The 18957-nt window shown below is 71.9% G+C and carries 15 protein-coding genes; 11 read left to right on the plus strand and 4 right to left on the minus strand.

Annotation, left to right across the window (positions count from 1 at the left end):
- The first annotated feature begins 113 nt into the window (after nt 1–113).
- Nucleotides 114–1748, plus strand: coding sequence for a Na+/H+ antiporter (locus tag ABZX11_RS06390; RefSeq protein ID WP_176174083.1), 1635 nt, complete (start codon nt 114–116; stop codon nt 1746–1748).
- Here the strand turns inward: ABZX11_RS06390 and ABZX11_RS06395 are convergent.
- A complete protein-coding gene (locus ABZX11_RS06395) occupies nt 1729–2637 on the minus strand; it encodes a TIGR03564 family F420-dependent LLM class oxidoreductase (RefSeq protein ID WP_354910422.1) in 909 nt (302 codons plus the stop codon). The two genes, ABZX11_RS06390 and ABZX11_RS06395, sit on opposite strands and share 20 nt — an antisense overlap.
- A 373-nt stretch (nt 2638–3010) precedes the next feature.
- Here ABZX11_RS06395 and ABZX11_RS06400 point away from each other — a divergent pair, with 373 nt between their 5' ends.
- Both ABZX11_RS06400 and ABZX11_RS06405 read left to right on the plus strand, forming a co-directional pair.
- A complete protein-coding gene (locus tag ABZX11_RS06400) occupies nt 3011–5743 on the plus strand; it encodes a BTAD domain-containing putative transcriptional regulator (protein WP_354910425.1) in 2733 nt (910 codons plus the stop codon).
- Between the two features lie 139 nt (nt 5744–5882).
- Nucleotides 5883–6380: an OsmC family protein gene (locus ABZX11_RS06405; protein WP_176174080.1), complete on the plus strand. Its 498-nt coding sequence runs from the start codon at nt 5883–5885 to the stop codon at nt 6378–6380.
- On the opposite strand, the gene ABZX11_RS06410 is transcribed toward ABZX11_RS06405, so the two are convergent.
- Entirely contained in the window at nt 6377–7663 is a 1287-nt protein-coding gene (locus ABZX11_RS06410) for an adenylosuccinate synthase (protein ID WP_354910428.1), read from the minus strand. The genes ABZX11_RS06405 and ABZX11_RS06410 overlap by 4 nt on opposite strands.
- 112 nt (nt 7664–7775) lie before the next feature.
- Here ABZX11_RS06410 and ABZX11_RS06415 point away from each other — a divergent pair, with 112 nt between their 5' ends.
- The 3 genes from ABZX11_RS06415 (at nt 7776) to ABZX11_RS06425 (ending at nt 10275) form a co-directional block, all read left to right on the plus strand.
- Nucleotides 7776–8420 (plus strand): hypothetical protein, encoded by a 645-nt coding sequence (locus ABZX11_RS06415; RefSeq protein ID WP_176178064.1) that lies wholly within the window; start codon nt 7776–7778, stop codon nt 8418–8420.
- Between the two features lie 91 nt (nt 8421–8511).
- Nucleotides 8512–9150 (plus strand): HNH endonuclease family protein, encoded by a 639-nt coding sequence (locus ABZX11_RS06420; RefSeq protein ID WP_176174078.1) that lies wholly within the window; start codon nt 8512–8514, stop codon nt 9148–9150.
- 18 nt (nt 9151–9168) lie between these two features.
- Nucleotides 9169–10275: a glycosyltransferase gene (locus tag ABZX11_RS06425; protein ID WP_354910432.1), complete on the plus strand. Its 1107-nt coding sequence runs from the start codon at nt 9169–9171 to the stop codon at nt 10273–10275.
- On the opposite strand, the gene ABZX11_RS06430 is transcribed toward ABZX11_RS06425, so the two are convergent.
- On the minus strand, nt 10259–12139 hold the full coding sequence (locus ABZX11_RS06430) for an FAD/NAD(P)-binding protein (protein WP_354910434.1): 1881 nt from the start codon (nt 12137–12139) through the stop codon (nt 10259–10261). The genes ABZX11_RS06425 and ABZX11_RS06430 overlap by 17 nt on opposite strands.
- A 171-nt stretch (nt 12140–12310) precedes the next feature.
- Here ABZX11_RS06430 and ABZX11_RS06435 point away from each other — a divergent pair, with 171 nt between their 5' ends.
- The 4 genes from ABZX11_RS06435 to ABZX11_RS06450 all read left to right on the plus strand — a co-directional run bounded on the left by ABZX11_RS06435 (nt 12311) and on the right by ABZX11_RS06450 (nt 16889).
- Complete coding sequence (locus ABZX11_RS06435; RefSeq protein WP_176174075.1) at nt 12311–12601, plus strand: hypothetical protein; 291 nt, start codon at nt 12311–12313, stop codon at nt 12599–12601.
- A gap of 81 nt (nt 12602–12682) precedes the next feature.
- Nucleotides 12683–13828, plus strand: coding sequence for an LLM class flavin-dependent oxidoreductase (locus ABZX11_RS06440; protein WP_354910436.1), 1146 nt, complete (start codon nt 12683–12685; stop codon nt 13826–13828).
- A gap of 316 nt (nt 13829–14144) precedes the next feature.
- Entirely contained in the window at nt 14145–15404 is a 1260-nt protein-coding gene (locus ABZX11_RS06445; RefSeq protein WP_176174073.1) for an MFS transporter, read from the plus strand.
- A 321-nt stretch (nt 15405–15725) separates the two neighbouring features.
- Nucleotides 15726–16889 (plus strand): GGDEF domain-containing protein, encoded by a 1164-nt coding sequence (locus ABZX11_RS06450; protein ID WP_354910481.1) that lies wholly within the window; start codon nt 15726–15728, stop codon nt 16887–16889.
- Here ABZX11_RS06450 and ABZX11_RS06455 read toward each other — a convergent pair whose 3' ends face one another.
- Complete coding sequence (locus ABZX11_RS06455) at nt 16890–17534, minus strand: TetR/AcrR family transcriptional regulator (RefSeq protein ID WP_354910438.1); 645 nt, start codon at nt 17532–17534, stop codon at nt 16890–16892. It lies immediately after the preceding gene.
- 87 nt (nt 17535–17621) lie between these two features.
- On the opposite strand from ABZX11_RS06455, the gene ABZX11_RS06460 reads away from it, so the two are divergent.
- The gene (locus ABZX11_RS06460) at nt 17622–18845 is read left to right on the plus strand and encodes a lipase family protein (protein ID WP_354910440.1); all 1224 of its coding nucleotides are present in this window, start codon (nt 17622–17624) and stop codon (nt 18843–18845) included.
- Nucleotides 18846–18957: the final 112 nt, after the last annotated feature.

Here is an 18957-nt window from a genome sequence, read left to right on the forward strand (position 1 = left end):
GCACACGTGTGCGGATTGCGAACGAGTATGCACAGCACCCCCGACAGTTTCCATCGCACTTCCACTCCCCGGAAGCCGAGCAGGGCCGCACGACCTGCGGAAAGATCCCCAGCGTGGAAATCCTGACGCTGATGGGCGTGCTCGCGGGCTCGCTGGCGCTGACCGCGGTCGCCCGGCGCTACAACCTGTCCGCGCCGTTGCTGGTCGTGGTCGTCGCGCTCGGCGTCGCGCTGATCCCCGGCGTGCCGCGGTTCGAGCTGGAGCCCGAGCTGGTGCTCACCGTCGTGCTGCCGCCGCTGCTCTACTCGACGTCGCTCGAAAGCTCGCTGACGCACTTCAAGCGGGCCCTGCGGCCGATCGTCGCGCTCGGCGTGGTGCTGGTCGCGGTGACCGCCGTGGTCGTCGCCCTGCTCGTGCACCTCTTGCTGCCGGACGTGCCGTTCGCGTCGGCGCTGGTCCTCGGCGCGGTCGTGGCGCCACCGGACGCGGTGACGGCGGTGGCGATCGGCCGCAAGCTCGGCCTGCCCCGGCGGGTGATGACCGTGCTGACCGGGGAAAGCCTGGTCAACGACGCCGCGGCGCTGACGCTGTACAAGGTCGCGCTGGCCGCCGTGGCGGGCACCGCGGGCTCGGCAGGCCACGGCTTCGCGGTGTTCGGCGTCGCGACCGTGCTCGGCATCGGCGTCGGCCTGGCCATCGGCGCGCTCGTGGTGCTGATCCGGCGGCAGCTCGACGACCCGCTGGTGGAGTCGGCGTTCGGGATCATCGTGCCGTTCGCCGCGTACGTCACCGCCGAGCACCTGCACCCCTTCAGCGACGACTTCAGCGGCTCCGGCGTGCTCGCCGTCGTCGCGGCGGGCCTGCTGCTGGGCCACCGCGCGCTGTACGCGTCCCCGGCGACCCGCATGCAGGACAGATCGGTGTGGGCGTCGATCGACGTCCTGCTGGAGGCGCTGGTGTTCGCGCTGATGGGGCTGCAGCTGCCGTTCGTGCTCGAAGGGGCGCAGCACGCGGCCCGCGACAACGGCACGCTGGTCCTGGTCGCCGTGGCTGTGCTGGCGGTGACGATGCTGGTCCGGATCCCGGCGGTGTTCGTCTCCGCCTACCTGCCGCAGACGGTCCGGCTGTTCGGCCGCGACCGCGAAGCACCGTCGTGGCGGACGCTGGCGGTGGTGTCGTGGACCGGCATGCGCGGGGTGGTGACCCTCGCCGCCGCGGCCGGCGTCCCGGCGGGCACCCCGGGCCGCGAGGAGATCCAGCTCTTCGCCTTCACCGTGGCCATCGGCACGGTCCTCGTCCAGGGGCTGACGCTGCCCCTGCTGATCCGGGCGCTCAAGGTGGAAGACCCCGAGGAAGCCTCGCGGGACGAAGCGGAAGAGCTCGCCGCGCGCGAAGTCGCGAAGAAGGCGGCGCAGGAACGGCTGCGCGAGATCGGCCACGAGCGGCTGGCTTCGCTGGACCTGCCGCAGGAGAAGGTGGACCGGCTCAAGGAGCGGCTCCAGCGGCTGATCGACACGCGTTACCGCTTCGCCAAGGCCGCGATCACGCTGTCCGGTGAAGACCGCGCCGGCAGCCCGCAGACCCAGTTCGCGAAGGCCCGCCGGGAACTGCTGATCACCCAGCGCAAGGCGATGATCGAGGAGAACCGCGCGGGCCGGCTCGACGACGAGGTGCTGCGGAAGGTGCTGCGCGAGCTGGACCTGGAGGAGATGTCGGTGACCGCGATGCTCACGAACCGGATGAGCTGAGCGCCGCCCAGGTCCGGAGCCGCTCTTCGGAGGAGCGGATCCCGGTCTGGGTCAGCACGACGTCGGTGGCGCCGGCGTCGTAGTAACGCCGGATCCCCTGCGCCACGGTCTTTTCGTCGCCGATCAGGGCAAGCTCCACGGGGTGGTCGGCGCCTTCCGCGTCCAGGATCTTCCGGTACGACGGGATCTGCCCGTAGAAGGCCATCTGCTCGGCGGCGAGCGCGCGGACGGCGTCGGGATCGTCGGTGACGACGGCGGGAACCGCGGCGATGATCCGCTTGCCGGCGGGCAGGGCCGGGACGATCCGCTCGGAAAGCGCTCTCGGGCCGGCGAGGTACGGGAGGGTGCCGTCGGCCAGTTCCCCGGTGACGGCCAGCGCCTGCGGCCCCATCGCGGCGACGACGACCGGGACGTCGTTCCCACCGGCCACTGTGGACGGTCCGGGCGAGTGGGCCCGCACGGTCTCCCCGTCGAAGTCGACGGCTTCCCCGGCGAAGGCCTGCCGGAGCACGGCCAGGTACTCGCGCAGGTGGCGGATCGGCGGCGGGTAGTCGAGCCCGTAGACCGGGCCGAGGAAGCCCTGGGAGCCCAGGCCGATCCCGAGCGTGAACCGGCCACCGGTGGCGGCCTGGGCGGTCAGCGCGGCGCTCGCGACCAGCAGCGGGTGGCGCGGGTAGGTGGGCACGACGGAGGTGCCGACCTCGATCCCCGGCACTTCCCGCCCGGCCAGCGCGGCGATCGCGATGGCGTCCTGGCCCAGCGGCAGCTGGGAGAACCAGACCGACTTCAGCCCGGCCTCGGCGGCCTGGCGGGTCTGGGCGACGAGCTCGTCGACGAGGTTCGGCGCCGAGTCCGTGTCCCCGGCAGGCAGCGCGGCTCCGATGGTCATGATCCCAAGCTAGCGAGGGCCGCCACCGGTTTCCGGCTTCCCAGTGGCTGGGACCGGCGGCGCGCACGGCGACCCCCTCGCCCCGCCGTACGCGCCTCCCGGCCCTACCGACAGTCGCAGGGACGCTGTACAGGATCGGCACATCCGGCGAACATCGGAGGGAGACGCCGCGCTCACGGGAGGGATGCCGTGGAGTTCCTGCTCCTCGGCCCGGTCGAGGTCCGGTCGGGCACCGGGTACCTGCAGCTGGCCTCGCAACGGCAGCGCGCGCTGCTCGCCGCCCTCCTGCTCGCGCCCGGCGTGGTGGTGGCCCCGCACCGGCTGGTCGAGGTGATCTGGGGGGGAAACGGCTCCGCCGTCGGCGGCCGCGAACTTGCGTACCCACGTCGCCCAGCTGCGCCGGCAGCTCGCCACGCTGGACGGCGGTGCCCGGCGCATCCACGCCAGGGCCGGTGGCTACCTGCTCGAAGTCCGGCCGGGCGAACTCGACGCCGAGCGGTTCGAGCGCCTCGCCGCGGCCGGGCACCGGGCGCTGCTGGCCGGCGACGACGAGGCCGCCGCGGAGACGCTCGGGCGCGCACTGGCGCTGTGGCGGGGACATCCGCTGGGCAACCTCGCTCCGACCACCGCGGTCGAGGCCGAGGCGCAGCGGCTGCTCGAAGCCCGGCTCGCCGCCGTCGAACACCACTGCCGCGCGCGGCTCAACCTGGGTGCGTGCGCGGTCGTGGCCGCCGAACTGCGCGTGCTCGTGGCCGGCCACCCGCTGCACGAACGGCTCTGGGCCCTGCTGGTGCTCGCGCTGGCCGCCGCCGGCCAGCCCGCCGCCGCGCTCGACGCCTACGACACGATCACCAGCAGGCTGGCAGGCGAACTGGGGGCCGAACCGGGTCCTGACCTGCGCGAGGCCCAGCTGGCCGTGTTGCGGCACCAGGCCGTCTCCGCCCCTTCGCCGCTGCGTCCCGCACAGCTTCCCCGCGCCGCAGCGGGTTTTCGCGGGCGGCGCACCGAACTGCTGGCCCTCGACCGGCTGCTGCCCGGGGGCGACGGCCCGCGCCTCGGTGTCGTCACGGGTACCGCCGGGGTCGGCAAATCGGACCTCGCGACGCAGTGGGCGCACCGCGTCCGCGACCGCTTCCCCGACGGGCAGCTGTACGCCGACCTCCGCCGCTCGGCCTCGCCGGGCCCGGTGCTCGGGCGGTTCCTGCGGGCTCTGGGCGTCCCGGCGCGGCAGATCCCCGACGACGTCGACGAAGCCGCGGCGCTGTACCGGTCCGTGCTGGCGGACCGGGTGGTGCTCTGCGTGCTCGACGACGCGCTCGATCCCGCCCAGGTCCGGCCGCTGCTGCCCGCGGCACCGCACTGCGTGGTCCTGGTGACCAGCCGCAACCGGCTCGACGGCCTGGTCGCCCTCGACGGCGCCTGGCGCGTCACGCTGGACGTCCTCGACGCGGCCGACGCGGTGGCCGTGCTCGCGGCCGCGATCGGCCCCGGCCGCGCGGACGGCGAACCGGCGGCCACCGCCGAACTGGCCGAGACGTGCGCGCGGCTGCCCATCGCCCTGCGCATCACCGGCGCCCAGCTCCGGCACCGGGCCGGCCGCCGGGTGGCCGACCACCTCGCCGACTTGCGCGCCCAAGGGGTGCTCGACGGCCTGACGACCGACGGCGAGACCAGCGCGGTCCGGGGCGCCTACGACCTCTCCTACGCCGCGCTCGACCCCGCCGCGCGCCGGACGTTCCGGCTGCTCGGCCTGGTGCCCGGTCCGGACGCGACCCCGGCCGCGGTCACCGCGCTGACCGGCGACCCGGACGCGACGGCGGGCCGCCACCTCGAACGGCTCGCGCTGGCCCACCTCGTCCAGGAGCACGCGCCGGGCCGCTACCGCCTGCACGAGCTCCTCCGCCGGTACGCCGCCGAACGCGCGGACGTCGAGTGCTCCGGCGAAGAGCGCGACACGGCGATGCGCGCCCTGCTCGGCCACTACCTCGCCCACACCGGCGCGGCCGCCGAACTGCTGTACCCGGACGTCCTGCGGCAGTCCGCACCGCAGCCGGGGTGCGGGTTCGACAGCGAGGAAGCCGCGCGGACGTGGCTCGACGACGAAGTCCCCAACCTCGTCGCCGCGATCCGGCACGCCCACGCGCACGGCTTCCACAGCCAGGCCTGGCAGCTCGTCGACACGCTGCGCGGGCACTGCATGACGACGTGGCTCGTGGAAGGCCCGGAACTGGCCCGGATCGGCCTCGCCGCGGCGGACGCCACCGGCGAAGCCGACGTGCGGGCGGCCGCGCACAACAACCTCGCCGTCACCTGCGCACTGCGCTACGACTTCGAGCCCGCCGTCACCCACTTCCGCGCCGCTCTGGCCCGTTACCGCGAATTCGGGTTCCGGCAGGGCGTGGTCAGCGTGCTGGAGAACCTGGCCACCCTCCACCTCTTCACCGGCGACCTCGACCGGGCGAGCCTGCTGTTCGCCGAGGCGGCCGCGTTCGGTCCGACGCGGAACGCGGTCTGCCGCCGGAACATCGCGGTGCTCCACGAACACCGCGGCAGGCTGGCCGAGGCGACCGCGGTCCACACCTCGCTCGCCGCCGACGCGCGGTGCGCGGACGACCTGGTCCTGCTCGCCGGCGTGCGGGCCCGCGCCGCCGACTACGAAACGGCGTTGCCCGTCGCCGAAGAAGCCGCGGAACTGGCCGGGCGCGCGAACGACCGGTGGACCGAGGCCTGCGCGTTCGCGGTGCTCAGCAGGATCCACGCCGGCACCGGCGACGCGGAGCGGGCCGCCCGCTTCGCGGAGGAAGCCCTCGAGACCGGGCGCGGCCTCGGCGACCCCGGTGTCGAGATCGCCGGGCACGCCGCACTCGCGCTGAGCAGGCTCGCCGGCGGGCACCATGAGCGCGCCCTGCTCAGCGGCCACCACGCCCTGCGCCTGGCTCGCCGGACGGGCCTCCGGTTCGACGAGTGCGAAGCGCTCATCACCATCGGGCGCGCCCACCGGGCGGCCGGTGCGCACGAGCAGGCGGGCCACTACCTCGGAGCCGCCCTGCAGCTGGCGAAAGCCCACGGCTACCACGGACTTGCCGCCGTCGCCGCGGAAGCGTGACCCGGCTATCGCCTGCCGCGCCGCCGGGCAAGCGCTTCCGCATCGCGGGACAGCGGTGCTCCCAGGACCTGGGAACCCGAGCGGACGGCGGGAAAATCCCCCACCCTGAAACGAAAATCGCGATCTTCAGGAGAGCCCCATGTCGCTGACCGAAGTCATCGAAGGCACCCGCAAGGCCGTCGACGCCGATCCGCACAACGCCGCCGTCTCCTTCAGCGTGGCCAACACCCTCAAGCCGGGCACCCGGACCGAAGTCGAAGTCAAGGTGCGCGACCACGCCTTCACCGTCGACGAGCCGGCCGCGCTCGGCGGGACCGACCAGGCCGCCAACCCCGTCGAGTACGCGCTGGCCGCCCTCGGGTCGTGCCAGGTGATCACGTACCAGTTCTGGGCGGCGAAGCGCGGGATCCCGATCGACTCGATCAAGGTCACCGTCGACGGCGACCTCGATCTGCACGGCTTCTTCGGCTTTTCCTTCAACACCCGCCCCGGCTTCGGGGACGTGCGCGTGTCCGTGGAACTCGAGGGCCCGGCGAGCCGGGAGCGCTACGAAGACCTCAAGCGCGAGGTCGACGAGCACTGCCCGGTGCTCGACCTGTTCCGGAACGAAACGCCCGTCAGCACCAAGCTGACTTAGACGAACTGATGGCGGACGATCGTCTGCTCGCGGCCCGGGCCCACGCCGATCGCCGAGATCCGGGCGCCTGACAGCTCTTCCAGGCGCTCGACGTACGCGCGGGCGTTCGCCGGGAGCTCCTCGAACGTGCGGCACGCCGAGATGTCCTCGAACCAGCCCGGGTGCTCTTCGTAGATCGGGATCGCGTGGTGCACGTCGGTCTGCGTCATCGGCATGTCCGGCGTGCGGAATCCGTCGACTTCGTAGCCGACGCACACGGGAACCTTCTCCAGGCCGGACAGCACGTCCAGCTTCGTGAGGAAGTAGTCGGTGATGCCGTTGACGCGCACCGCGTACCGCGCGATCACCGCGTCGAACCAGCCGGTGCGCCGCGAGCGGCCGGTCGTCACTCCGAACTCGCCGCCCTGCTTGCGCAGGTACTCGCCGGACTCGTCGTGCAGCTCGGTCGGGAACGGGCCGGAGCCGACGCGCGTGGTGTAGGCCTTGAGGATGCCGAGCACCGTCGTGATGCGGCCCGGCCCGATGCCCGAGCCGGCGCTCGCGCCACCGGACGTCGGGTTCGAGGACGTCACGAACGGGTAGGTGCCGTGGTCGACGTCGAGCAGGGTGCCCTGCGACCCCTCCAGCAGCACGGTTTCGCCGCGCTCGAGGGCCTGGTTCAGCTGCAGCCGCGTGTCGGCGATGCGGTGCGCGAACTTCTCGCCCGCGGCCAGCACCTCGTCGGCGACCTGGTCGGCTTCGAGCGCCTTGCGGTTGTAGACCTTCACCAGCACCTGGTTCTTGAACTCCAGCGCGGCTTCGACCTTCTGGCGGAAGATCTTCTCGTCGAGCAGGTCCTGCACGCGGACGCCGACGCGGGCGATCTTGTCCTGGTAGCACGGTCCGATGCCGCGGCCGGTGGTGCCGATCTTGCGGCTGCCGAGGTACCGCTCGGTGACTTTGTCGATGGCCACGTGGTACGGCATGATCAGGTGCGCGTCGGCCGAGATCAGCAGCTTGGACGTGTCGACGTCCCGCGCTTCGAGGCCGGACAGCTCTTCCAGCAGCACACCCGGGTCGACCACGACGCCGTTGCCGATGACGTTCGTCACGCCCGGCGTCAGGATGCCCGAAGGGATGAGGTGCAGGGCGAAGTTCTCGCCGTTCGGCAGGACGACCGTGTGACCGGCGTTGTTGCCACCCTGGTAGCGGACGACCCACTGGACGCGGTCACCCATCAGGTCGGTGGCCTTGCCCTTGCCTTCGTCTCCCCATTGGGCACCGATGAGCACGATGGCCGGCATGTGACACTCCAGGTGTTCGACGACTGAGGTTTAGTGTCCCGGACGGACACCGGTGGCGCTGAGGAAATGCCGGTGCATGACTGTAACGGAGGACGTGCGGGTGCGCGGAATCGTGGTGGCTTGTGGCGAGGACGCCGCCGGCTTCGAAGAGGTCGACGACGTCGAGTCGATCCGCGTGCCGAGCCGTCCCGGCAAGGCGGAAATCGACCCCTTGCTGGGCGAACACGATCACCTGGTGGTGTCGGGGACGGACGCCGACCTCGCCGCGGTGGTGCTGCGGCTGCTCCGGAAGGACGCGATCTCCGGCGTGTCGGTCGGGTTCGTGCCGTCGTCGCCGGACTCGGTGGTCGGCGCCCTGTGGGACCTGCCGAAAACGCCGCTGCGGGCGCTCGCGCTGGCCCTGCGCGGCGAGGTCGACCCGGTGCCGCTGATCCGCGACGACGTCGGCGGCGTGCTCGTCGGGCGCGGGCAGCTGCGGATGGTCCGCGGAGTGGCCTACGCCGACGAGCAGGTGGCGTTGCGCGGGCCGGCCACCTCGATCGAGGTGACGCCGGACCCAGGCGGGCCCGGCCTGGCCGTCCGCGTGGTGAAGGGCACGATCTTCAAGCGGCCGTCGACGCTGTACTCGCGGGCGTTCCAGATCGGCTGCATCCCGACCCGGCCGGTGCGCGACGACGTCGTCTTCGAGCGCGCGGTGAACAAGTGGACCTGGTACCGGCACACCGAGGACCTGCGGCTGGTCCGGGGCGCCGTCTGACGGACAGCAACACGTCACCTATACGTGTTGTACCCGCTACTCCCGTGTCGCAGGGTGAGCTGTCCCCACTCCTGACGCGGAGGCCAGCAAGATGCCAACCAGGCGTGCTGTTCGTCACTCGTTCACCATCCTCGCGGTCACCGCGGTGCTGTCCGGCACCCTGGCCGGCGTCGCGGACGCGACGCCGCCGGGCATCCCGTCGGCCACCACGGCCAAGTCGGAGCTCGCGGCACTGACCGTCAAGGCCGACGGCTCGCAGACCGGCTACAGCCGCGACAAGTTCCCGCACTGGATCGACCAGGGCAACAGCTGCAACACGCGTGAAGTGGTGCTCAAGCGCGACGGCACGAACGTGGTGACCGACTCCAGCTGCGCCGCGACCTCCGGCAAGTGGTTCAGCCCGTACGACGGCGCGACCTGGACCGCGGCGTCCGATGTGGACATCGACCACGTCGTGCCGCTGGCGGACGCGTGGCGCACCGGCGCGTCGTCGTGGACGACCGCGCAGCGCCAGGCGTACGCGAACGACCTCACCGACCCGCAGCTGATCGCCGTGACGGACAACGTGAACCAGGAGAAGGGCGACAAGTCGCCCGACGCGTGGAAGCCGCCGCTGGTCAGCTACTGGTGCACCTACGCGAAGATGTGGGTCGCGGTGAAGTACAAGTTCAAGCTGACGATCAACTCCGCCGAGAAGTCCGCCCTCACGGACATGCTCAACCGCTGCTGACACCGGTACGCTCGGGCGGTGCGGATCCTCTTCACGTGCCGCCCGGCGTACGGCCACCTCTTTCCCCTGCTCCCACTGGCGAACGCGGCCCGCGCGGCGGGGCACGAGGTCGTCTTCGGCACCGGCGAGGCATTTGTGCCGAAGGTGCGCGAGCTCGGTTTCGAAGTCCACCGCGTCGGCATCTCCATCCGCGACGCGGAGGCCGAGGCCCAGCGGCGTCACGGCGCGGACGCCGGTTTCCTCGACGTCGGCATCACGATGTTCGCCGAACTGCTGCCGCGGGCGACGATCGCAGACCTGCGCCCGCTGCTGCCCGGACTGCGGCCGGATCTGGTGGTCTACGAGCAGAGTGACGTCGGCACCGGTGCACTGGCGCAGCAGGCGGGCATCCCGGCGGTCTCGCAGGTGATCGGCCGGTCGGTGTCGCCGGAGGTCCTGTCCGTCGCGGCCGAGCGGCTGGCCCCGCTTTGGGACACGCTGCCCGCCGACGCGATGCTCGGCGACGCCTGCGTCGACGTCTGGCCCGACAGCGTCCGCGACCCGGGAACGGCGGCCGTGCCGAAGGTCTTCCGGATGCGCCCGACGCAATACAACGCTGCGGTCCCGCTGCCCCCGCTCCCGGAAGACGGCTTCGCGTACCTGACCCTGGGCACGGTCGTCTTCGGCGCGACCCAGGTGCTGCGCGGAGCGATCGCCGCCCTGTCGCGGCTGCCGGTGGACGTGCTGGTGGCGGTCGGCCCGGGCGATCCCGCGGCGCTGGGCCCGGTGCCGGAGAACGTGCGGGTCGCCGGGTTCGTGCCGCAGGCGTCGGTGCTGGAACACGCGGGACTGGTGGTGCACCACGGCGGCACCGGGACGGTGCTCGGCGCGCTCGCCGCCGGCCTGCCGCAGCTCATCCTGCCCCAGGGCGCGGACCAGTTCGCCAACGCGGACACGCTGTCGGCGCTCGGCGCGGCGAAGGCACTGGCCGGCGACGCCGTCCGGATCCCCGCGATCGAGGCGGCGGCCCGCGAGCTGCTCGACGACCCGGCCGCGCGGCAGATCGCCCGGGGCATCGCGGCCGAGATCGCCGGCCTGCCCGCGCCCGAGGTCGTCCTCGGCGAGCTCGTCAGCTGGGCGGGCTGACCAGCGCCAGGATTTCGCGGGCCACGGCGTCGTTCTGGCGGAAGGACAGGGCGTTCGTCCGCGGCCGGGTGAACGCCGCCGCCGAGCGGGCGCTCGTGTGGGGGCCCACCGCGAAGCGGTGCGGGTGCGCGCTTCCGGTGCCGTCGAGCAGCCGGGAGTCCGAAACGCGCGTGTGGATGCGGCCCGACGGCAGGGAACCACCCGTCACCGGGTCCACCACCGACTCCTCCGCGAGCTCGCCGGCGTCGCGCAGCTGCCGGAGCAGGCCGTCGGCCGCGCGGGTCACGCTCGGGCCCGGCAGCCGCGCCTCGATCAGCGTGCGGGCCTCGACCGTCTCCGGGTGGCTCGCCGAGGACGCGACGAAGACGCCGCGCTCCGCCGTCACCCGCATTTCCGCGCCCGCGAAGGAAACGATCCCCGCTTCGTGCAGGGCCAGCAGCTCCTCCAGGCGCCGCGGCGGCGGACCGCTGGCGTAGTAGGAGAAGAACCCGTGGAACCAGCCGTCCATATCGGACACCTGCGAGCCGGCCCCCAATCGTCCTTTTTGGACCAGCAGGGGCAGCTGGCCGTACACCGACAGCAGCGCCATGAAGGCACCCAGGTCGGCGCTGAACTCCTGGTCCGCCCGGCGCGCCAGGTCGGCCTCGACGTACTTGCGCAGTTCCTTGCCGAACTCCTCCGCGGTGCCGAAGGTGCGGTCCGCCATCGGCCGGTCCAGCCGGTCGAGGTCGAGCCGGTCGGCCTCGGCGGGCACCGCCCGCGCGATGAGCTCCCGCATGGCTGGCGCATCCCAGGCCAGGTCGGCGAAGGCGTCGGCGAACACCGCGAAGTCCATCCGCACGCGGCCGGGGTGCGCGGTGAACAGCTCGCTGTAGTAGCCCCAGGCCAGTTCCTTCGCGATCAGCGGCCAGACGTCGGCCCGGAAGTCGAGCACGTCCCCGGGCAGCGCGTCGATGGCGTAGGCGTCGAAGAACCTGGGCAGCCGCAACGGTTTCCCGCGCAGCCGGTAGCCGATCTTCGCGTGGTAGGGCACCCCGCGCCGGGAGCCGACGTGCAGCACCGGCTCGGCGCCGCTCGGGTGGTAGCGGAGGCCGCCGCACGGGAGGCCCTCGAACCGGCCGCCGCGGCCCTCGGTCAGCAGCAGCATCAGGTCGACGAACGCCAGCCCGAACCCGCGCACCAGCACGGTTTCGCCCGGTTCGACGCCCGCGTAGTCGACGTCGGCGGTGTAGCCGGCCGGGTAGTAGGCCAGCCCGTGCCGCGCGGCGAACGCCACCAGCTCGCGCTCCCGCTCGTCGGGTTCGGCGTCGAGGTGACCGACGGTGAAGACGACGGCGTCCGCCACGACCGCCGAGCCGTCCGACAGGTGGACGGTCCGGCCGTCGACGCCGGTCGCGCGGGCCGCGTGCTCGACGACGTCGACGCCTTCGGGCAGGTCCGCGACGACCTTCCGGTACACCCAGGTCAGGTAGGCGCTCTGCAGCCGCCGGGTGGGGAAGTCGAAGGCGTCGAGCGCGGTCAGCTCGGCGACGACGTCGGGCGGCACCTCGGCGTCGAGCCCGCCGCCGCGCACCTGCCGCGCCCATTCCAGCAGCGACGGCCCCGGCCGCACCGGGCCTGCCATCTTCACCGAGTCGTCGGTGAACATCGTGACGTCCTCGGGCATGGAGTTCATCCGCAGCAGCGGCGACTGGTCGTACCGCCACACCCGGCCGGGCCCCGGCGGGAACGGGTCGATCAGGTGCACCTCGACCCGGCGGCCACCGGCCAGCTCGCCCGCGTTCGCGCCCAGCCGTTCGAGAACGCCGACCCCGCGGGGTCCGGCGCCCACGACGGCCAAGGTGAACGGCGGGAGGTCGGTCACCCTTCCGAAGCTACGCCGGGGTCCCGGCGCCGGAGCCGCTTCCCACAGAGCGGAACCCATCCACCCCGCGCGCGGCTCCGAAGTCCTGGGGCACTCCGGTGAAAGGAGCTCACTTGACCTTCGTCCACCCAGGCGCCCGGGCCTCGATCCACCGCTTCCACCAGCGAATACTTGGCCGATGAGCTCGGCTCGCCGCACCGCGTCCCCACCGCGCAGGACGTGGTCGGCACCCTCTTGCAGGGGAACTGGGCGATCTTCGCCCACGAGTGGGCCGATCCGGACGGGATCGACCCCGGACACTGGCGGGACGTCGTCGAGGCCGCCGCGGAGGCGGCCGGGGTCGACGTCGAGTTCGTGGTCATCCCGCGCCGGTCCCTGACCGTGGTGTTCAACCGGGCGGCGCCACCGACGTTCGAGCAGGTACGCGCGTCGATCGAGGTGATCGAGGCGCACCGGCGCTGATTCCACCCTGCGGACGTCGTTGCCGCCCCCTCGAGACAGGCGTAGCCGTGGGGGGTACCGAGGCGAAAGAAGGTGGGCGGCATGCCGGTGGAGTTCCTGGGCATCGGGGGCACGCACGACGGGTCGGAGACGCACGCGCGCTCCGGCGGGGTGTTCGACAAGGAGTACACGCTGCGCCTGGCCCGCGCGCACGAGGACTTCGGGTGGGACCGGGTGCTGTTCGCCTACGGCTCGGGCTCGCCCGACCCCGCGCAGGCGGCCGCGTACGTCGCCACGAAGCTCGACAAGCTGCAGATCCTGCTCGCCCACCGCGCGAACGTCTCGTACCCGACGTTCGCCGCGAAGACGTTCGCCACGCTGGACCAGATCTCCGACGGCCGGCTGACCGTGCACTTCATCACCGGGGGCAACGACCACGAGCAGCAGCGCGAAGGCGACTACCTGACGAAGGACCAGCGCTACGGGCGTACCCGGGAGGCCATCCAGATCATCAAGAAGGCCTGGACCTCGGACGAGCCCTTCGACTTCGAAGGCGAGTACTACCGCTTCGCCGACTACGTCAGCGACGTCAAGCCCGTGCAGCAGCCGCGGCCGAACGTCTCCTTCGGCGGCTCGTCGCCCGCCGCGTACGCCGCCGGGGGCGCCGAAGCGGACATCTACTGCCTCTGGGGTGAGCCGCTGGCGCAGACCGCCGAGCAGATCGAGTCGGTCAAGGCCGCCGCGGCGGCCGCCGGCCGCACCGACGTGCCGCGGATCCAGGTCGCCTTCCGGCCCATCATCGCGCCGACCGAGGAGCTGGCCTGGGAGAAGGCGTACGCCACGGTCGGGGCGATCAAGGACCGCACCAAGGGCGGGCAGCCGCTGACCCGGCGGCACAAGCTCACCGAACCCGAGAACACCGGCTCGCAGCGGCTGCTGGAGATCGCGGCGAGCGGCGAGCGGTTCGACCGCGCGCTGTGGACGCCGACCGCGGCCGCGACCGGCGGCGCCGGCAACTCGAACGCGCTGGTCGGGACGCCGGAGACGGTCGCGCAGGCCCTGCTCGACTACTACGACCTCGGCGTGGAGATCCTCTCCTCCCGCGGTTACGACATGCTCGGCGACACGATCGACTTCGGCCGGTACGTCATCCCGATCGTCCGCGAAGAGGTCGCCAAGCGCGACGCCCGCCGTGCCGCGGAGGCCGTCCGGGCGCCCGCGGAGGACGCCTTGGCCGTCGACGGCTGACCTCGCGTTTCCCCGGTAGCCACCTCGCGCACGCGAGGTGGCTACTTTTGCCTCTGGCGACCGACCAACGGGTACGGAATGATCCTTTGGTGACTCCTGAGCCATCGGTCAGACACTGCGGGCTATCGTCTGACCCGTTCGGGAAAGCTCCGTGACACCTTCGATACCGGCGAAAGAACCTAGAGATTTACCAACAGTCACGGGACACTGGCTGAGGTAACTCACGTACCGTGACTGCCTCATGACCGGCTGGTCGTGTCGTCACCAGTGGTCATGGTGCCGGGCACGGTATGCACAAGAGGTCGGGAGAAAACGCATGGCAGCACCGCCGGATCGCGTCACGTTCCGCGAGGTGTTCGGGATCGCCGAGTTCCGGGCGCTGTGGTTCGGCGAACTGCTCTCGATCGCCGGCGACCAGCTGGCCAGGGTCGCGCTGTCCATCCTCGTGTTCACCGGGACGAACTCCGCGACGCTCACCGGCCTCACCTACGCGCTGACGTACGCGCCGTCGCTGCTCGGCGGCATCTTCCTGACCGGCTTCGCCGACCGCTTCCCGCGCCGCAGCGTGATGGTGCTCGTCGACCTGCTGCGGGCCGCCCTGATCCTGCTGGTCGCCCTGCCCGGCATGCCGTTCTGGCTGATGTGCGTGCTGGTCGGCGGCGTCTCCCTGGTCAACCCGCCGTTCAAGGCGTCCCAGCTGGCCCTGCTGCCGCAGGTGCTCGAGGGCGACCGGTTCGTCGTCGGGATGGGCATCCGGAGCATGACCGTGCAGAGCGCCCAGCTGCTCGGCTTCGCCGGCGGCGGGGCCCTGCTGATCGCCCTCGACCCGCACGTCGCGCTGATCATCGACGCGGCCACCTTCGTGCTGTCGGCCGTCTTCGTGCGCTTCGGCGTCCGCGCCCGGCCGGCCGCGGCCAGCGGCGAGCAGCGCAAGTCCTTCTTCGCGACCCTCGGCGGCGGTGGCCGGACGGCGTTCGCCAGCGGGCCGCTGCGGACGCTGGTGCTGTTCACCTGGCTGATGGGCCTGCTGCCGGTCTACGAGGGCATCGCCGCGCCGTACGTCTCGGCGGCGGGCGGCGGCCCCGAAGCGATCGGCCTGCTGCTCGCGGCCGACCCGATCGGCAGCGTCATCGCGACCTTCGTCTACACGCGCTGGGTGCCCGCCCGGCTGCGGCCGAAGCTGATCGGCCCGTTGTCGGCGCTGTGCGCGGTGCCGCTGGTGCTGTGCTTCCTGAACCCCGGCCCGATCTCGTCGATCGTGTTGTTCATCGTCTCGGGCGGCCTGGGGACGGTCTGCCTGCTGCAGGCGACCGCGTCACTGACCCTGGCCGTGCCCGACGAGCAGCGGGCGCAGGTGATGGGCCTGTCCAACACCGGCCTGACCACGATGATGGGCATCAGCCCGCTCATCGGCGGGGTGCTCGCGGATCAGCTGACCCCGCACGGGACGGTCGGGATCTTCGGCCTGGCCGGGATCGTCCTCACCCTGCCGCTGGCGGTGCTGTGGGCCCGGGCGCTGTCGGGCGAGCCGGATCGATGGATCGACAAAGAAGCCGCACGCGCCGAACATGCATGACATGCCCCGCGCGTGGGCTCGACCTGCGCGACCTTGCGGTGCGCTGTGCGGTCACTGTTCTTTGCCGCGCATCGCTGGCCACCTCTCGTTCCGGTGTCAAAGAAAAAGTACACACCGAAAGCCCTTGTGGACAGCAGGCGAACGGTCTGAAACTGTCCGTGAGTACTTTGTCACCGTACAACCACGCAAGGGTCTGGGGGAAAAATGGTCACATCGGGGGAACAGCGCGGCCAAGACTTGATTTCTCGCGTACAGGGGTGGGCACTGTGGACCCGCCCCCGCGACTGGATCATCGCGACGCTGACCGCCATCACGGTCATGCTGAGCTGGACGGCCGTTTCGCTGTTGACCGTGCCGGTCACCGTCGCCCAACTGGGCACGTTTCTGCTGCTCACAGCCCTGGCGGTGGCGCAGACGGAGGTCAGCAGGCGGCTCGAGCGACAGCGCCGAATCCTCAGCAACGGGCCCTACATCTCGATGACTTCGGTGTGGCTGCTGCCCGCCGGCCTGCTGCTTCCGGCCCAGCTGATCGCCGCGCTCGGCGTCGTCCTGTACGTCTACTTGGCGTTCCGTAGTTGGTCCGGCACCCGTCCGGGTGAATTTCACCGCGTGGCCGCGAACGCGACCACGATGATCTTGTCGGCCTTCTCCGCGGGTGTCGTCGGTCACATGACGATCGGCAGCGGGGTCGCGACGGTGACGCTCGCGGCGCTGGCCTTCTTCACGGTCAACACCGCGCTCACCGGCCTCGGCCTCTACCTGGCCGACCCGAAGAACGCCACGCCGGTGTCCTGCCTCGGCAACATGGACGACAACCTGCTCGAGCTGTCCACGTTGTGCGTCGGCGCCCTGCTGGTGATGGTGCTCAACGAAGAGCCGCTGCTGTCTGTGCTGGTCATCCTGCCGCTGTACGTGCTGCAGCGGTCCGTGCTGATCAAGCGGCTGGAGGAGCTGGCCACCACGGACCAGAAGACGCAGCTGCTCAACGCCACCACCTGGCAGGACGGCGCCCAGCGCGAGATTTCGCGCGCGGAGCGGGAGAACGGCAGCTTCGGCGCCATGATGATCGACCTCGACCACTTCAAGCGGATCAACGACACCTACGGGCACCTCGCGGGGGACGACGTGCTCAAGGCGGTCGCCGCCGTGGTCAAGCAGGAGACGAGGGCGCACGACCTGGTCGGCCGGTTCGGCGGCGAGGAGTTCGTCGCGCTGCTGCCGTCGACGTCCAAAGAGGACGCGATCGTGACCGCGGAACGGATCCGGCAACGAGTCAGTGAACTGATCATCAGCACCACGACCAACGAGGGCGCGGCCGTCGACATCCAACGGCAGACGGCGTCCATCGGCGTCGCCGCCTACCCGCTCGACGGCTCGTCCATCGAGGAGGTGATGGCGTCCGCCGACGCGGCCGTGTACGCGGCCAAACACGGCGGACGCAACCGGGTGGTGGGGTCGGCCGCGGCAGCGTTGGCGGCGGCTTAGCTACCGCAACCGGTCGATGACGTCGCTCGCCTTGGTCTGCAGGCGGGCGACGCCGCCCACGGTGAATTCGGTGAGCAGGTCGATCAGGGCGTCCTGGTCCGGCGGCTCGCCGTCCCAAGTGGCCTGGACCAGTGACTCGGTCATCGCGAAGAAGAGCGTGACCAGCGCGCGGTCCGCGCGGCCGGAGTCGATGCCGTGCGCGGCCCACCGCTTGCGGCTGGCTTCGGCGTAGACGACGGCCAGCCTCTCCCTCAACCGGGTGAGAGCGGGGTCGCCCGCGCGCTCGGCCGCACGGAGCACGCCGTAGCCCTCGGGGTGGTCGGCGACGTAGGTGACCATGTTCGCGTAGTTGGCCCGCGCCCAGGCCCGCAGGCCGGGCTGGGTGTCGGCCACCGACGGCCCCGCGATGGCCGTGAAAGCCTTCTCTTCGGTTTCCGCCACGACCTCGGCGAACAGGGTCGCGCGGTCGCCGAACTGCTCGTAGACGGCCTGGCGCGAGACGCCGGCTTCCCGCGCGATCTGCTCGATGGTCGCGCCCTGCATCCCGTGCTGCGCGACGACCCGGGCGGTCGCCTGCACGACCCGGGCGCGCTGCTCCGAAAGCGGGAGCTTGCGCGGTCGCCCGCGCGGGGCCGGGCTTGACATGTGGTCCACCTCACGTGACTCTTTTTCCGACACCTCTGTCTGAAAAGGTGTTCCCCGCGCACTCGACCTGCTCAACGAGGAGCAAGCATGCGTATCTTCCCCCGCCGCGCCCTGTCCGCGGCCGTCGCCACGGTTTCCGCACTGGCTCTGGCGACGCTCGGCCCGCCCCAGGCCTCCGCCGCGTCCTTCTACGACCCGCCGTCACCCCTGCCGGCGGGCCGCAACGGCGATGTCATCCGGCACGAGGCCTCGACGTTCTACATCGATCCGATCCAGCTGATCAAGGCCGACGCGAACGTGCAGCGGATCATGTACCGCAGCACCGACACGCACGGCTCGCCGATCGCCGTCACCGGCACGGTGCTGACGCCGAGGTCGGCGTGGCACGGCGCCGGGGTCCGCCCGATCGTCTCCTACGCCGTCGGCACCCAGGGCGAGGGCGACGACTGCGCGCCCTCGAAAGCGCTTGCTGCCGGGTTCGAGTACGAGGGCCCGTTCATCGCCGGGCTGCTGACCAGGGGTTACGGCGTCGTCGTCACCGACTACGAGGGGCTCGGCACGCCCGGGGACCACACGTACGTCAACCGGGCGTCGGAGGGCCACGCGGTGCTCGACGCCATCCGCGCGGCGCAGCGGCTGCCGGAGGCGGGCCTCCCGGACGACGGCCCGGTCGCGATCGCGGGCTACTCCCAGGGCGGCGGCGCCTCGGCCGCGGCGGCGGAGCTGCAGCCGAGCTACGCACCCGAACTCGACCTGAAGGGTGCGTACGCGGGCGCGGTGCCGGCGAACCTCGCCGAAGTGGCCAAGAACCTCGACGGGCACTACGCGTTCGGGTTCCTGGCGTTCGCGATGGTGAGCATGAACTACGCCTACCCGGAGCTGAACATCCCGGGCCTGCTCAACGCCCGCGGAAAGCAGCTGTTCGAGCAGGTCCGGACGGAGTGCACGGTGGAGGCGGTCGCCGCGCACGCGTTCACGCACTCGGAGACGCTGACCGCCGACGGGCGGCCGGTGACCGGGTTCCTCGGCGAGGAGCCGTACGCGTCGCGGGTGGCCGAGCAGCGGATCGGGTCGCTGAAGCCGACGGCGCCGGTGCTGATCGTGCACAGCGCGCTCGACGACATCGTGCCCTACGCGCAGGACCGCGACCTGGGCCGGACGTGGTGCGGCAAGGGCGTGAAGGTGCAGTTCAGCACGACGCTGATCCCGACGCACGTGCTCGCCGCGGTGCGGGCGTTCCCGGAGGCGTTCGCCTGGCTCGAAGGCCGGTTCGCCGGTCTCCCCGCGCCGGTCAACTGCGGCTGGTTCTGACCGGCGGGGCCCGGGCCCCCGCGTGCCCGGGGCACGGGGGGGCAAGTTGGCGGGGGGGGTGCCGGCGGGGGGGGGGGTGTGGGGGCGGGAAGTGCGGGCACGCTCGGGCACC

The sequence above is a fragment of the Amycolatopsis sp. NPDC004169 genome, from assembly GCF_040610315.1.
In the GTDB taxonomy this organism is placed as follows: Bacteria; Actinomycetota; Actinomycetes; order Mycobacteriales; family Pseudonocardiaceae; genus Amycolatopsis.